At 61.6% G+C, this 13,924-nt stretch carries 11 protein-coding genes; 3 read left to right on the top strand and 8 right to left on the bottom strand.

All coding sequences use genetic code 11. From position 1 onward, the window contains the following. The first annotated feature begins 99 nt into the window (after positions 1-99). Positions 100-1,008, top strand: a complete 909-nt coding sequence (locus JOE60_RS13830) for a phosphatase PAP2 family protein (protein WP_167263802.1) — start codon at positions 100-102, stop codon at positions 1,006-1,008. Here JOE60_RS13830 and JOE60_RS13835 read toward each other — a convergent pair. Beyond that, positions 1,005-1,169, bottom strand: coding sequence for a hypothetical protein (locus tag JOE60_RS13835; protein WP_239528862.1), 165 nt, complete (start codon positions 1,167-1,169; stop codon positions 1,005-1,007). The two genes, JOE60_RS13830 and JOE60_RS13835, sit on opposite strands and share 4 nt — an antisense overlap. A gap of 282 nt (positions 1,170-1,451) precedes the next feature. Between JOE60_RS13835 and JOE60_RS13840 the strand changes: the two genes are divergently transcribed. Then, entirely contained in the window at positions 1,452-2,786 is a 1,335-nt protein-coding gene (locus JOE60_RS13840; protein ID WP_167263805.1) for an acyltransferase family protein, read from the top strand. On the opposite strand, the gene JOE60_RS13845 is transcribed toward JOE60_RS13840, so the two are convergent. From JOE60_RS13845 to JOE60_RS13860, 4 genes are all read right to left on the bottom strand, one after another. Beyond that, a complete protein-coding gene (locus JOE60_RS13845; protein ID WP_167263807.1) occupies positions 2,783-3,706 on the bottom strand; it encodes a hypothetical protein in 924 nt (307 codons plus the stop codon). The two genes, JOE60_RS13840 and JOE60_RS13845, sit on opposite strands and share 4 nt — an antisense overlap. A gap of 58 nt (positions 3,707-3,764) precedes the next feature. After that, the gene (locus JOE60_RS13850) at positions 3,765-4,982 is read right to left on the bottom strand and encodes an MFS transporter (RefSeq protein ID WP_167263809.1); all 1,218 of its coding nucleotides are present in this window, start codon (positions 4,980-4,982) and stop codon (positions 3,765-3,767) included. A 112-nt stretch (positions 4,983-5,094) separates the two neighbouring features. Continuing rightward, positions 5,095-6,426, bottom strand: coding sequence for a RodZ family helix-turn-helix domain-containing protein (locus JOE60_RS13855; RefSeq protein WP_167262714.1), 1,332 nt, complete (start codon positions 6,424-6,426; stop codon positions 5,095-5,097). Between the two features lie 98 nt (positions 6,427-6,524). Next, positions 6,525-7,559, bottom strand: a complete 1,035-nt coding sequence (locus JOE60_RS13860; RefSeq protein ID WP_167263811.1) for a hypothetical protein — start codon at positions 7,557-7,559, stop codon at positions 6,525-6,527. A 228-nt stretch (positions 7,560-7,787) separates the two neighbouring features. On the opposite strand from JOE60_RS13860, the gene JOE60_RS13865 reads away from it, so the two are divergent. Continuing rightward, positions 7,788-9,050, top strand: a complete 1,263-nt coding sequence (locus JOE60_RS13865) for a choice-of-anchor P family protein (RefSeq protein ID WP_167263813.1) — start codon at positions 7,788-7,790, stop codon at positions 9,048-9,050. A gap of 114 nt (positions 9,051-9,164) precedes the next feature. Here the strand turns inward: JOE60_RS13865 and JOE60_RS13870 are convergent, their stop codons facing one another. From JOE60_RS13870 to JOE60_RS13880, 3 genes are all read right to left on the bottom strand, one after another. Then, the gene (locus tag JOE60_RS13870; protein ID WP_167263815.1) at positions 9,165-10,037 is read right to left on the bottom strand and encodes an MBL fold metallo-hydrolase; all 873 of its coding nucleotides are present in this window, start codon (positions 10,035-10,037) and stop codon (positions 9,165-9,167) included. Positions 10,038-10,136: 99 nt separating this feature from the next. Then, positions 10,137-12,350, bottom strand: coding sequence for a S8 family serine peptidase (locus JOE60_RS13875; RefSeq protein WP_167263817.1), 2,214 nt, complete (start codon positions 12,348-12,350; stop codon positions 10,137-10,139). A 186-nt stretch (positions 12,351-12,536) separates the two neighbouring features. Beyond that, positions 12,537-13,922, bottom strand: a complete 1,386-nt coding sequence (locus JOE60_RS13880; protein ID WP_239528863.1) for a dihydrolipoamide acetyltransferase family protein — start codon at positions 13,920-13,922, stop codon at positions 12,537-12,539. Positions 13,923-13,924 lie beyond the last annotated feature (2 nt).

A 13,924-nucleotide genomic window follows, 5' to 3' on the forward strand; every position in this document is an offset into this window, starting at 1 on the left:
TGTCAAGCGTCACAGGATTGTTGCGGGGAGCTCACCATCGCCGCCGCGTCGCGCGGACTTCACATGAGCTGTTCAGCGAATTGTGGCAATCTTGTCTGAATGAGTTCCCAGCAAATCCGCACCAGCGGAAGGTCGAGCAGACGGCCACTCCAGGGACGCGGGCCAAGCGTCGGCACCAGCATCCTGTTTGCCCTGACCACCATCGCCTGCGCCGTGGGGCTTGCCGGCACCTACTACTTCTTCGTCCGGACAACGGCCGGCCAATTCATTGACGAGTCCGCGCTGGTGGAAGCCACGGAACTGGGCGGGACGGCAGGCCGAGCCTCCACCAGCCTCCTGGATATGCTCCCCATGCTGTGCCTGGTGATCTCATCAGTAGTGGTTCTCTTTGTGACGGTGGCGCGCCGGCGGTGGAAAGCCGCCGGAATCGCCGTTGCGGCCTGCATTGCCGCCAACGTGGCCACCCAGATCCTCAAATTCCTCATCCCGGACCGACCGGATCGCGGGGTGCAGACACTGGAACTCAACTCCCTCCCCTCGGGACACACCACCCTGGCCGCATCCGCCGCCGCCGCGGTGTTCCTCATGGTCTCGCCCAGGTGGCGCCCCTTGGCCGGTTTCCTCGGCAGCACTTTTGCCGTGGCCACCGGCGTCTCCACCCTGATCAACCAATGGCACCGACCTGCCGACGTCGTTGCCGCCTTCCTCTTGGTGGGCGCCTTCATGCTTCCCGCGGGATGGCTCATCCTCAGGACCGGCAGCAGCTGGAATGTGTGGAAGGGATACGGCGAGCACTGGGCAGCATCAAGACTGTGGGTATGGCTCACCATCGCCGCATTGCTTGCGGCCGGCGTGGTGGCCGCGTACTCATTGCTTCAAGTACCGGGCCTTAGCACCGACAGCACCGTGGATTACTTCTGGGCCGGAACCGCATTCATTGTGATGGCCGGATATCTTTCGGCGCTGGGCGGCACGTGGCTGTTCGGGTTGGCGGCGCGGAAGGCCTAGCTCCGCCCTCCGCGGCCCCGGGCCTGGCCCTGAATAAAAACTTGGTCATCGGCGGTGAGCGCCGTGCCGCCATGGATATCCACAGCCCCGTTCTCCCCCGTTTCCCCGTTGACTATTGCCGTCATGGTCCGCGGCACAATCATGCTTCCCGGGTTGTCCATGAGCCACTGCTGCGTGTCCGGTGAAAGTTGGGTCCAAAATTCCCTGATGTGCATGATAATCAGCGCTGCCGTTCTTTGTTGGAGGGCTTAGAGGACTCCCACAATGCGCTGCAACAAACTCTCGGGGCTTGGTACGGGGTCCTCTTCGTTCAGACTACGCCCGGCCACCGCCATTCCCACCCGGAATCCCAAACCTTTCCGGGGATGACGTCGACGCCGCACCATGCCTTGCGCTAAAGTTAGTCCAATCGATGGATAAACAGTGCAATCCCAGGAGTACCCATGTCTTCCACCCTTGGCTCCAGCACCACCCACCCGGCGCTCAACGGCTCCGGTCCTGCCACCCGCGATCTGGTGGTGGACTTCATTCGTGTTGCCTGCATGTTTGCCGTTGTCGCCGTCCACTTGCTCATGATGGGCATCAGCGTGGACCGGGCCGGGATAGGCGTGGGTAACCCACTGACCTCCCTGAGCTGGTTCGCGCAGGGAACCTGGTTTGGCCAAGTCATGCCGTTGTTCTTTGTTGTGGGTGGCTTCGCATCCATCACGTCCTGGCGCAGCCTCCGGCGCAAGGGCGGGGACGCCGGGGACTACCTCCGCAACCGGGTCCTGCGCCTGGTCCGGCCCACAGTCGCCTTGTACGCGTTCCTTGCTGCAGCGTTGTGGATTGCGACGGCGGCCGGCGTCCCGGGTGATCTGCTGTCAGTGATCGCTGTTGGCGCCGGAGTTCAGCTTTGGTTCCTGGCTGCCTACCTGATCTGCCAAGCGATGGTTCCGCTCATGGCCAGGTTTCACGAGCAGGCACCCTACCGCACGCTCGCAGCGTTGGCCGCGGGCGCCGTCGTCGTGGATGTTGTGCGTTTGGGGCTGGAGCAGAACCCGTGGGGGTTCGATTCGAACCCCATCGGGCTGCTGAACATGGTGTTCGTGTGGGGCATGCTGCAGCAGCTGGGTTTCCTGTACGCAGATGGGTTCTTTGACCGTTTTGCGCGGTGGCACCTGGTCCTTGCCGCCATTGCCTGCTACGTGGCGATGATCCCGCTGACCCACGCCGGCCCGTACCCGGTGGACATGCTGACCAACCAGAATCCGCCCATGTTCCCGCTGATCCTGGTGGGCCTGGCCCATGTGCTGCTGGTCAAGGCTGTATACCCGGTCCTGCAGCGATTCGTCCAGGTCGGCTGGGTTCAGAAGGTGATGTTCGTGGTGGGCAGCCGGGCCATGACCATCTACCTGTGGCACCTGCCCCTGATCATCGCCATGTTCGGCATTGCGCTGGTACTCCGGCTGCCGTTCCCGGAACCCGCCAGCGCCGAATGGTGGCTGACCCGTCCGTTGTTCTACGTGGCAGCCTGGGCCTTGGTGCTGCTGGTATCAACACCCCTGGTTCGGCTGGAACTGGCCACCACGGCCTTGGCTCCCGGCGCTCCGAGGCCGGCCATGTGGCGCATCGCTGCCGGTACCGTGCTGGCCGTCATTCCCCCATTTGTGGTGATGCGGAGCGGGCTGGATACCGCGAACGCCACGTGGGGCCTGGTTCTCTTGGTGGCGGCTGTGGCACTGGTGACCGGCAGAGTAACAGGGCGGACGTGGAAGACGCCGCGGACGCTGGCTTAGCCCGCCGGGGCGGGCGCGGTGTCCATGACTCGACGCCGGACGTCCTGGCGTGTGGTTGCCGTCTGGAAGCCAGCGGCAGCCAGTCCGGCGGCCCAGTCTCCGTTGCATGCCCCCAAGGCTTCAAAACACTCCCGGAGAAGCTCCTTGGGAGGTGGGATATGCCCATCACCACTGTCCGGACCCCACCGGTCCATCAGCATGTACAGGTCCGGAGAATCCCCAATTGCGTCAACGAACGGCAGTTGGTGGTTCTGGATGTGGAACCAGTCCTTGGCGTTCTGAATAAGCGCAACAGTGTGGTCAAAACCCGCCGAATACGCCGGAATCAGATCGTGGGCAACGGATGACGGCAAGCGGGAGATGTCGTTGCCCTCGATGTCCCAAGCGTGGGTGAGGTAGCGTTCCACTGCCCCCGGATAGAACTTGGATATGGATGTCTGCGGATTCACCGCCAACGCCAAGGACGTCGGGAAGAACCTCGAGAGGGCCAGGCTTGCGTAACCTCCGGCAGAACTGCCAAAGAACACCACGTTGTAACCCCCGGTTTCGCGGACAATCCTGCGAATCACATCTGCCAGGATCTCCTGCAAATCCGGTTGATCCAGGGAGCCCGCGTACCAACCGATATTGAAGTCCCTCGACTTCCGGAGGCTCGGGTCAGAGATGAAGATCCTGTTGACCGGCAAGCCAGCCGTGACGCCTTGCCCCAGGAACCACGGCAGCCGGACGTCCTTTTCTGCCGCACCGTGGAAGCACACCAAGGTGGTGTTCGAGCCTGCTGGGACGTTAAGGATCTCCAGCGGCAAACCGTTGTGCTGGATATCAATCCGCCCCTCAGGTACCTCCATTGCCCCAAGGAAGGAACCCAAGTCCGGGTACTTTGAGGGCGTGGGCGCTTCAGCTGCTGGGTTATCTGGCACCCCGGTAGTCTAGCCGCGGCAACAGTCCGGCCCGGAATGCTACCCCAGCAGATGGAACCTAATAGTTCCGCCGGTGCTTCAACCGCGGAATGGAAACGGCGAACACAACGGCTGCCGCGAAGCCCAGGACACCTATGGCCCAGATACCGGCGGACAGGGAGACCGCTGCCGTCAATCCTGACAAAAGCACCGGCCCGCCCGTGGCCCCGGAATCAGCGATAAACCGCCAGATTCCCAGGAAATGGCTCCTTCCGTTGTCCGGTGAGAAGTCCGCCCCCAGCGTCATGATGAGCCCGGAGCTGATGCCGTTGCCGAAACCGATCAGCAAAGCCGCCAACAGCAGTGAGGTGAATCCACCGGTGAAGGGTATAAGCAACAGAGCCGTGCCCATGATCACAGTGGATGGAATCGCCACCCATTGCCGCCCCTTCCGGTCCATCAACTTACCGGCAGGGTAAAACACCAGCATGTCTATTGCTCCGGACAGGCCGAACAGCAGGGAGGCATGCGTGGCATCCAAGCCCACTTGATCAGCCCACAGTGGGATAACCACTTGGCGTGAAGCACGCAGCGCACTCAAAAGCAGGATGCCGAACCCCACCGTCAAGAAGATTCCGGCATGCGAAGCCGCCACGGTCCGCAAAGTAGACGCCGGCGGACGCAGCCCGCTGTCGCCCGACTCCGGCACCACGAGGTCCGGAATAGTGAGGGACAAGGCGGCGGCCGCCATCATTCCGGCGAACCCCACCCAGTACGCTCCACTGATTCCGGCGAACTGCATCACAGCGGCACCCACGAACGGCCCAATGAAAATGCCGATCCGGGTCACGCCGCCCAGGGTGGACAGCGCCCTGGCCCTGAAGACCACCGGCACGGCTTCGGTGAGAAACTTCTGCCGGGCCAGGTTGAAGACGCTGGCGGACATTCCCACCAGGGTCATGGACGCAGCCAGCAGCCACAGCCCGTTCTCCATGTGCGGTGCGAAGGTCGCAGCACCCAAGGCAATCGCCCCCAGGGCTCCGGCCCCCACAATGGACCACCGCTCCCCGAACTTCTCCGTAATGATTGATGCCGGGATGTTGAATATCCAGGAACCAAGTCCGATCAGAGTAACGATGAGCGCCGAGACAGCCACGGAGGCGCCGAGGTCCCGGGCGGAAAGCGCAATCACCGGAAGGACAGCACCTTCACCGATACAGAACAGCAGCGCCGGCCCGAAGGCGGGGAGAGCTATGCTGCGGAGGCTGAAATCGGTGTCTACTTTGGTGTTTGTCATCCCGTTCATCATATGACTGACATTTTCCGGGGACCTGCCGCATTGCGTTTTGCAATGACTGCCAGATGTTGCGGCCCCGGACGGAGCCGCAACATCCGGTGATCAGAAGTGCCTAACGGCGGCTGGTTGCCGCCTTGCGGCGTCCAAGGGTTGTCAAGAGCAATCCCATGAGCATCATGGCCCCGGCAAGGAAGACGAACACCGGGTTCAGGCCTGTGCTGGCTAATGCTGCGGGACTTCCGACGGCGGCTGTGGCCGCTGCTGCAGCTGCGCCTTGGGCGCCACTCGCCGTGCCGGTGGGAGCACTCCTGGTCACCAGCGCGGCGGTAGTGATCCCGGTGGTCGGCGTCGCCGTGTCAGTGACGGTGGTGGGCGGAGCGACTACCGGCGGGTTCACCACAGGAGGCGTAACCACCGGCGGGTTCACCACAGGAGGCGTAACCACCGGCGGGTTCACTACCGGAGGCGTAACCACCGGCGGGTTCACCACAGGCGGATTCACCACCGGAGGCGTAACCACAGGAGGCGTAACCACCGGCGGATGCACGGTGCTGGTGGATTCTCCGCCAATGCCTACCGACGTTGCCCCGGTGGAGATGGGGACCGTGATAGGGAGGACCACCTGGGTACCGGAGAGGACTCCGCCATTACCCGATGTTGTAGCGCCGTTGGTTGCCCCCGCCGGGGCCGGGGTGGATGGAAGAGCAGACGTGGACGTGGCGCTTGAGTCGCCCAAGACACCCACAGCAGTGGCTCCGAGGTTAACAGGGACCGAAATCGGAGCCACTACCTGAGCGCCGGACGCGATACTCTCTCCCCCCGACGTGGTTGCCTGACCCGGGACCGCCGCTGGCACTGACGGTGCTGGGACAGGAGCTGCTGGTGTCGACGGCGCGGACACGGACGACGCTGAGGAATTCCCCAGTACGCCCACCGAGGTTGCACCCAGCGTGATGGGAACCGTCACCGGTGCAATCACTTGGGTTCCCGAACCGATGCCACCGTTGCCGTTGGTGGTGCTCGCCGGCGTCGAACTTGGTGACGGTGGCGCGGCGGGTGGGGCTGAGCTCCTCGCAGTGGAACCCCCCAGCAGACCCACTGACGACGAGCCCAGGTTTATGGGCACCGTGATCGGGGCGACAATTTGCGTTCCCGAGCCGATGCTGTTGGATCCACTGGTGCTGGCGGCAGGGACGGTAGGGCTGCTTCCCGTACCTGCGGAGTGCGCCCCGCCGGATGCAGTGGATGAAGAGTTGCCAAGAATTCCCAGAGACGTGGCATTGAGGTTGATGGGCGCTGAAACCGGCGCCACAACCTGGGTTCCTGAAAGAATCCCGTCCTTGCCACTGGTGGTGTCTGCGGCGTTGGCCGCGGTCGCGCTGAGGACAATCATGCCCCCGGCAAAGCATGTGCCCAGCAGGCACTTGCGAAGAGTGGTGTTCATGGTGATCTACTCCTGAAGGTTCAGTTTCCTGGGACGTCCCGGGGCGGGATGGTCCGTTGGACCGTCTGCCGCGATGGTTCAGCGGCGCGGAGGGGAAACTAGTCAGGAGAGGAACCGGGGTCGAAGCTGACCGGCTTGGGATGTTGTTCATTCTCGGCTGCAGCCAAGCCTGAAAGTGAATTGTTGGGAAAAACCAGGGCGCCGTTCAGTATTGCTGCGGCAGAGCTGGGCGGACCATTATGGGAGTTGCCGGATCCTGCACCGGTGGCGGCGGCAGGTACTGCCTCAAGGTCCGCAGGAAATTCCATTGGATTCTCTGTATTCGAAGCAGTGTGCTCTGCTGGGGGTATTTTGATCTCCCGCAAATCCAGAATCCTGCCAATTACAGGGGTGTCTTGGTTTGCGGAAACTGCGTTCGAAATGGACGGATTGTCTATTTTCAGCGGTGCGCCGGCGGACAAAAGTAATTGCCCGCTGGCGGAAGCGATTCCACTATCGACGTCGTTCCCATCAGGGTTTTCCCGGCCGGCTGTCAAGCCAGGCGGCACTACGGCGATATCGGGCATGAGCTGCACTCCGCCTTCGCCGGGCACTGTTGGCTGGGGCGCGATAGGAAGTGCGGGTTCTGCTGGGAGCACCACCGGCGCAGCTGGCAGAATTACAGTGTCCACTGCATCCACAACTGGCTGAAGAATCGGCGCAGTTGCCTGGTTAATGGGTGGCACCACCACCTCAATTAATTCGTCTGCTTTCCCCGTGACAGGCACCACTGCGGCCTCAACAACCTGTCCTTTGGTGCCCACCGGAAGCGCAGTGTTGACCACGGGCAGGCCCCCGATGATGCCATCCACAGCATGACCAGCCTCCTGGACCACTGGGGTGACGGCTGGCAGCGGGATCTTGACCGGACTGGTGGGTGCCAGCGCTGCAATCGGCGCTGGCAGCGAAGTCTTTGGCACGGGGACCGAGAGGCTCACTGTGGAATTCACCGTGGTTGGGGTGGTGTTCACTGCCCCGTCATCGGCACTTGCCGCGGTAGCCGAGAGGGTGAGCCAGAATACCGTTCCAGCACCCGCGACCATGACAGAGCGGAGAATGCCGGCAGCACGCGGGAACACGCGTGAAACCCCCATCTCGGACACCCCCAGGTAGTCGCGAACCAACGGTCGCCACCATCCTAAAACGCTGCCATCGAATTAGTCCATGGCTGGAAGTAAAGAAATTTCAAAACCCTATGAAAATCAGCCGCAGGTGGAGACAGAATTTTCAGAATCTCTTGTTCTGGCGCAATTCAGGGCGGTACCGTTGGCGCAATCGTAAGCAACTTACGGGATCGTGTACATCATTCTGGGGAGAAATACATGAAACGTTCGCATGTTGCCATATTGGGGGCACTCACACTCACGCTAGCAGGACCGGCAATGCCGGCGGTCGCAGCAACCACACCAGCCCAAGTCACAACGGGGTTCTCCGGATCTGCCTATGGGTCGTACATTTTCAATACCGACAAGACTCTGACCTCTGGTCCAACCGCCAGCTCCAGCATCAGTTGCACGGGTGCCACCGGGAAATCTTCCTCTAACACCGCCGCGGCATTGACTGTTCCCGCTGTAGGCAATGTAGGAGCGGCCACGACGAGTTCCAAGACACTGCTCACGACAACGGGCAAACGGATTGAAAGCCGCTCAACGATTGCGGGGACCAACCTGCTTGGTGGGCTGATTACCGCTGGCGCCATTACGTCCGAAAGCACCGCTGAAAAGGACACCACTGGAGCCAATGTCGGAACAAACAAGACAACCATCGCCGATCTGAAGGTTCTGGGCGTCGGGGTAAACGCCAACCCTGGCGCCAACACGGTGTTGGACCTGTCGGTGCCGCTGGTCGGCACAGTCGGGAAAGTCACCCTGAACGGGCAGGAAAAACGCTTAGTTAACGGCGTTTTCCAGGTATCCACAACTGCCCTTCGAGTGGAAGTCCTGAAGGTCGGGCTGCCTGGCATCAAGGCCGGGACTGACATTAGCCTTGGGGTCACTACTGCAAACCTGACAGCCCCCCAATCAGGCTATTTCACCGGTGGCGGGTTCAGCACTAAAGCATCACTTGCCAACGGACTCATCAACTCCGGACCGACAGCGCTCGCATACACTCGCTGCGGCGCCGGCACCACTTCCGCAAAGGTAGCTGGGCTCAACATCCCAGGTCTTGCAACCGCAGGAGCGGCATCCACAACGACAACTGGCGTTTTGACCCCCCAAGCCAAGAGTTCAGTTACGAACAATATCGCTGGACTGAATGTGCTGAATGGTCTCATTCAAGTCGATGCCATCAAGGCGGAGACGAGCGCTACCCTGCCAGCTGGGGCAACGGCAGCGACGCTGACGGATACCTCAACGTTCACCAATCTACGAATTGCGGGACTGCCCGCGATTAACGCCTCAGTCGCCCCCAACACAGTGGTACAAGTAGCGGGTTTGGGACGAGTTACTCTTCACAAAGTCACCAGGTCTTCGAACGCAATTGTGGTGACCATGATTGAGGTAGTGCTCAACCAGCCGATCGGCGCTTTGCCCACCGGATCCACAATTCAGATCGGATACTCGAACTCAGGCGTCGGCCTCTAGGGGCTGGCCCATGAGAATCAGTTCACCATAGCGAGACCTCAAACATAGTCGGTCCGCCCCCTGATCAGGTGGCGGACCGACTCTTTGTAGTCTGCGGATACTCGAACCATCAACTCAGGACGGGTAGGGGCCCGTCTTGCCAGGGCCGAAATCCGGAGCACCCAGAGATCCCTTGCTTTGCGCGTTTGTCTCCTGCAGCCGCTTGATGAACCAGCGGGACTGCTCCGGGCCATACGGCAGCACTGGAATAGCCTTGGTTGCGTCAGCTGGCATATCCCGGATTGATTGGGTTGCCTGCCGGACAGCGGTGCTCATGGTGTTGGCCATGGTTTTCACAAACTGATCGCTGGCGGGTTCACCGTGGCCCGGTACCAGGTGCTCATACCTGTGCCGAAGCGCAGAAATGTGCCGCAGCGCGTCAGCCCACTCTTCGGGGTACGAGTCCTCGAAGGACGGATGCGCACCCTGCTCCACCAGATCGCCCACGTAGAGCGTGGAGCTGGTCCCCACCAGCAGGTCGCCGTCCGTGTGGGCCCGGCCCAGGTAGAACAGGGTTGCGGTTACTCCGCCGAGGTCCACCAGCACGGGCTGATCATGTACCAGCGCGTTAGGTACCACTACCTCAACGGAGTCGCCTTCTGCCGCGGCCATCTCTGGTTCGATGGTGGCCACAAACCGTCGCTGGTTATCGGCGTCCTTCTCGATGGCCGCAGCACAGTTGGCGTGCGCCCAGAACTCCGTGACGCCGTCTTCGGCAAAAACCGCATTGCCGAAGAAGTGATCGTAGTGGGCGTGCGTGTTGACTACCACCAACGGCAGTTGGGTCTTTTCGCGGACTGCTGCCAGAATCTCCCGGCCCTGTCGTGGGCCGCAGCCAGTGTCGATGACCATGGCGAGTTCTGAGCCCACCACCAGGCCGGTGTTCAGTAACGACCCCTCGGTTTTCAGGACGTAGTTGTCGGGTCCGAGTTCTAGCCAAGCTGACAATTGATTCTCCGTTTACAGTGCAATCCGGCGATGTTCAGGCCTCTACTCTACCCACGGAAAGCTGGGAGCCAGCGGAACAAACGCGCACGCCGCCTTGATCTACAGAATGACGTTCATGACGTTCCAGCCGGCGCCAACGCGGTACGAGTTGGCAAAGCTACCCAAACCAGTGCCGCGGTAGAGCACCAGATCGCCGGATGCGGTACGTCCAAGGACATCCACCTTGCCGTCGCCGTCAAAGTCGCCGGGACCTTCAATTGCAGTGATGCCGTTCCAGCCCCAACCGATTTGCTTGGAAGGAAGCCAGCCACCCGAGCCATTGCCGGGATAGAGGAACAGCCCACCGGAGGAATTGCGGGCAATGATGTCAGCGTTGCCGTCACCGTTGAAGTCCCCCACGCCGTCAATAGCGGTCATGACGTCCCAGCCCCATCCAATCTGCTGGGCAGGAAGCCATCCACCCAGCCCGTTTCCGGGGTACAGCCACAACACACCGTTGCTGGCACGGGCAATGATGTCAGCGTTGCCGTCACCGTTGAAGTCGCCTGGGGCTTCGATGGCTGTCATGACGTTCCAGCCGCTACCGATCTGCTGGGCCGGAAGCCAGCCACCAGCACCGTTACCGGGGTAAAGCCACAACACACCGTTACTGGCACGGGCAATAACGTCGCTCATGCCGTCACCATTGAAGTCGCCGGCCAGCTCAATAGCGGTCATCCCGTTCCAGCCGGAACCAATCTGGTACGCCTGGCGCCACCCACCAGAGCCGTTGCCTTGGTAGAGCACCAGTGCCCCGTCCAGAGTTCGGGCCAGTACGTCCGCGGTCCCGTCACCATCAAAGTCGTTGTTCTTCTTTCCCGCACCGGCTTTGATACCTGCCCCTGAAGCCTTCAACGCCGCCGTGGCATCGATCAAGCCAGCACCACAACCGGCCGGGCATCCTGCGGGAAGGGGCCTGGACGCGTTTTTCAGTTGTTGTTCCAGCAGGGCCGGAGTCAGGTTGGCGCCTTCGGCGGAGTAGAGCAACGCGGCAATACCGGCCACGTGCGGCGCTGCCATGGACGTGCCCTGCATCCATGAGTAGGCAGGGGCTGCTGCTGTGCTGGTCCCAAAGTTGGAGGTGGACACAATGCCGTTCAGGTAATCACTGGACATGTTTCCGCCAGGGGCGGTGACATCCACAGTGCTTCCGTAGTTGGAGTAAGGTGCCCGGGCGCCGGACTTGTCACTGGCGGCCACGGTGATCACGTTCTGGCAGTTTGCCGGGCTGTATTCAGCTGCTGGGCGGTTCGAGTTGCCTGCAGCCACGATCACAGCTGCCCCAGCGTTGTGGGCGAAGTTGATGGCGTTCTGGTAGGTGGCCGAGCAAGCCCGCTTGCCGCCGAGGCTGAGGTTGATGATCTTGGCCGGGTTCTGGTTTGCAGGAACTCCGTCCACTACCCCACCGGCAGCCCACACAATCGAATCAGCGATGTCGGATGTATATCCGCCGCAGAAACTCATGGCCCTTACCGGGAGAATCTTTGCACCAGGGGCCACACCGGTGATGCCTTCTCCGTTGTTGGCCACCGCCGCAATGGTTCCGGCAACGTGAGTGCCGTGCCAGGATGACTTGTTCTCAGGGCTGCCGGCTTCACAGACCCCTGCTGGTTCCCAGTCGCCCACGTCCGTGGGGTCCGGATCCCTGCCGTCGCCGTCACGGGCATCAGCAGCATCAGAGATCATGTCGTAGCCGGGCAGAACGTTGCCATTGAGGTCCGGGTGACTGGTGATCCCTGTGTCCACCACTGCTACCACTACGCCTTCACCATGGTTGTAATTCCATGCACCGGGAATGCGCAGACCACCAACGGAGTTCCAGAGGCTCCACTGGCTGGGGTAACCGGGGTCCGTGGCGCCGGAGGCCGGGTGCATGATGGCATCAGGTTCTGCGTAAGCGATGCTCGGATCCGAACGCAGCGTCTGCGCAAAGGTCTCTGCTGCCGCAGCGGAGAGTTTTTGGCTGAGCTTGATGACATGGCCACCCGTTGCGTTCTCGCGGGTGCTCTCAGTGGCAGCTCCCAGCTTTCCGGCGGCCTTTTCAGCCGCAACGTCAACTGTTGCCTTGGCAGCTTTTGCGGCATTGTCCTTAACGCCAACAATGAATTGATCCGTGCCTGTATCGGGCTCGGGCTGAAGGACCTGTGGCTTGGAGGGAACAGTGTCGAAGTCGCCTGCGGCTGCAGGCTGGACAGCCAAGCCTCCGCAAATCAGCAGCGAGGCTACGGTCAAACCGGCAGCTCGCAGGGTGTGCATTCGGGCGTTGAGGACCATAATGAGGGCTTCCTTGGGACATCGCGCCAGAGTCGATTCTGAGCGCGGCAACTGGAGACCACCAGCTGACCCCCAGATAAGTGTAAGGGGAGACTCAGGCAGCCGTGTTGCAATGGAAAATTTATGACTCAACGCCGGGGAGCAGGACCCTGGCTGCTTTCGCCCAAGATCCTGCTCCCTGCGGTGTTACATGTCGGCCAGCGCGCCGCCGGGGTTCTCAATCGCGTCGGCCACGTACCGCAGGAAGCCTGCGGCGGTCTCGCCGTCGCACACGCGGTGGTCAAACGCGAGGGTGAGCTCGGTGATCTTTCGGACCGCCAACTCACCGCTCACTACCCAGGGTTTGTCGATGATGCGACCCACTCCAAGCATGGCAACTTCGGGGTAGTTGATGATCGCGGCCGAGCCGTCGACGCCAAACACTCCGTAGTTGTTCAACGTGAAGGTGCCGGAGCCAAGCTCCGTAGGCGTCGCTTTACCTTCACGGGCGACGGCGGTGAGTCGCCTGATCTCAGCGTCCAGTTCCCGCGCGCTCAATTTGTGGGCATTGCGGACCGACGGGACCACGAGCCCGCGATTGGTCTGGGCAGCAAAACCGAGGTTGATGCCGTCGAAGCCTACGATTTCCTGTGAGCCGTCGTGGGTTGTTTCGAACCGGGTATTCAGCGCCGGGTACTTTTTTAACCCAGCCGTGACAAAACGAGCGATGTAGGCCAAGAGGCCTGGCGTATCGTTCGGAGCGCGCTTCTTCAGGTCTGCCCGCATGTCCAGCAGCGCCGTAGCATCAACATCCACCCAGACAGTGGCTTCCGGGATCTCCGAACGGCTCTTCGCCATGTTCGCGGCAACGGCTTTCCGGACTCCTCGTACGGGTGTCCGGGCAGACACGGCCAAGCCAGTGCGACTATCAACAGCCCCCGAATCAACGGCAGGAGCAACGACAGCAGGCGCTGCGGCAAAAGGAGCCTCTGGCGCAGAGATCGCAGCTTCGATGTCCCTGCGCATGATCAGCCCACTCGCACCTGAACCCTCAATCGCGTCGAGCGAAACACCGTGATCACGAGCCATCTTGCGCACCAAGGGCGAGATGACGGCACTGAGCTTTCCCGGGATTCGCGTCCCGGCAACCGCCGGCTCCATCACCGGTTCAGCAGCTGGTTCTGGAACGGCTACTGGATTGACGACGGCGAGGCTTGCCTTGCGCGGCCGGGTACGTCCTCCTGTCGCTCCACCCGGAGTGCCATAGCCGATCAGCACGTTGCCGGAACCGGCCTTCTCCTCCGTGCGATACGTCTCCGCAGCAACCGAACCATCCGGCGCGGCGCCCCCCTTTGAAATCGAGATCAGCGGCTTGCCGACGTCGAGCGTTTGACCGGCCTCACCGTGCAGCTCGGCAACGGTGCCGGCGTATGGCGAGGGCACCTCAACCATGGACTTGGCGGTCTCAACCTCGGCGATGGGCTGGTCAACCACAATCTCGTCACCCACGGCAACGAGCCAGTTCACCAGTTCAGCCTCGGTGAGGCCCTCCCCAAGATCGGGCAGTTTAAAGACCTGCATATCTGAGCTCATGG

Source organism: Paenarthrobacter ilicis, assembly GCF_016907545.1.
GTDB classification, from domain to species: domain Bacteria; phylum Actinomycetota; class Actinomycetes; order Actinomycetales; family Micrococcaceae; genus Arthrobacter; species Arthrobacter ilicis.

Bases quoted from the DNA above. Each gene is read 5' to 3' on its own strand.
- JOE60_RS13830 (WP_167263802.1), top strand. From the start codon at position 100: ATGAGTTCCCAGCAAATCCGCACCAGCGGAAGGTCGAGCAGACGGCCA.
- JOE60_RS13835 (WP_239528862.1), bottom strand. From the start codon at position 1,169: ATGGACAACCCGGGAAGCATGATTGTGCCGCGGACCATGACGGCAATA.
- JOE60_RS13840 (WP_167263805.1), top strand. From the start codon at position 1,452: ATGTCTTCCACCCTTGGCTCCAGCACCACCCACCCGGCGCTCAACGGC.
- JOE60_RS13850 (WP_167263809.1), bottom strand. From the start codon at position 4,982: ATGACAAACACCAAAGTAGACACCGATTTCAGCCTCCGCAGCATAGCT.
- JOE60_RS13855 (WP_167262714.1), bottom strand. From the start codon at position 6,426: ATGAACACCACTCTTCGCAAGTGCCTGCTGGGCACATGCTTTGCCGGG.
- JOE60_RS13860 (WP_167263811.1), bottom strand. From the start codon at position 7,559: ATGGGGGTTTCACGCGTGTTCCCGCGTGCTGCCGGCATTCTCCGCTCT.
- JOE60_RS13865 (WP_167263813.1), top strand. From the start codon at position 7,788: ATGAAACGTTCGCATGTTGCCATATTGGGGGCACTCACACTCACGCTA.
- JOE60_RS13875 (WP_167263817.1), bottom strand. From the start codon at position 12,350: ATGGTCCTCAACGCCCGAATGCACACCCTGCGAGCTGCCGGTTTGACC.
- JOE60_RS13880 (WP_239528863.1), bottom strand. From the start codon at position 13,922: ATGAGCTCAGATATGCAGGTCTTTAAACTGCCCGATCTTGGGGAGGGC.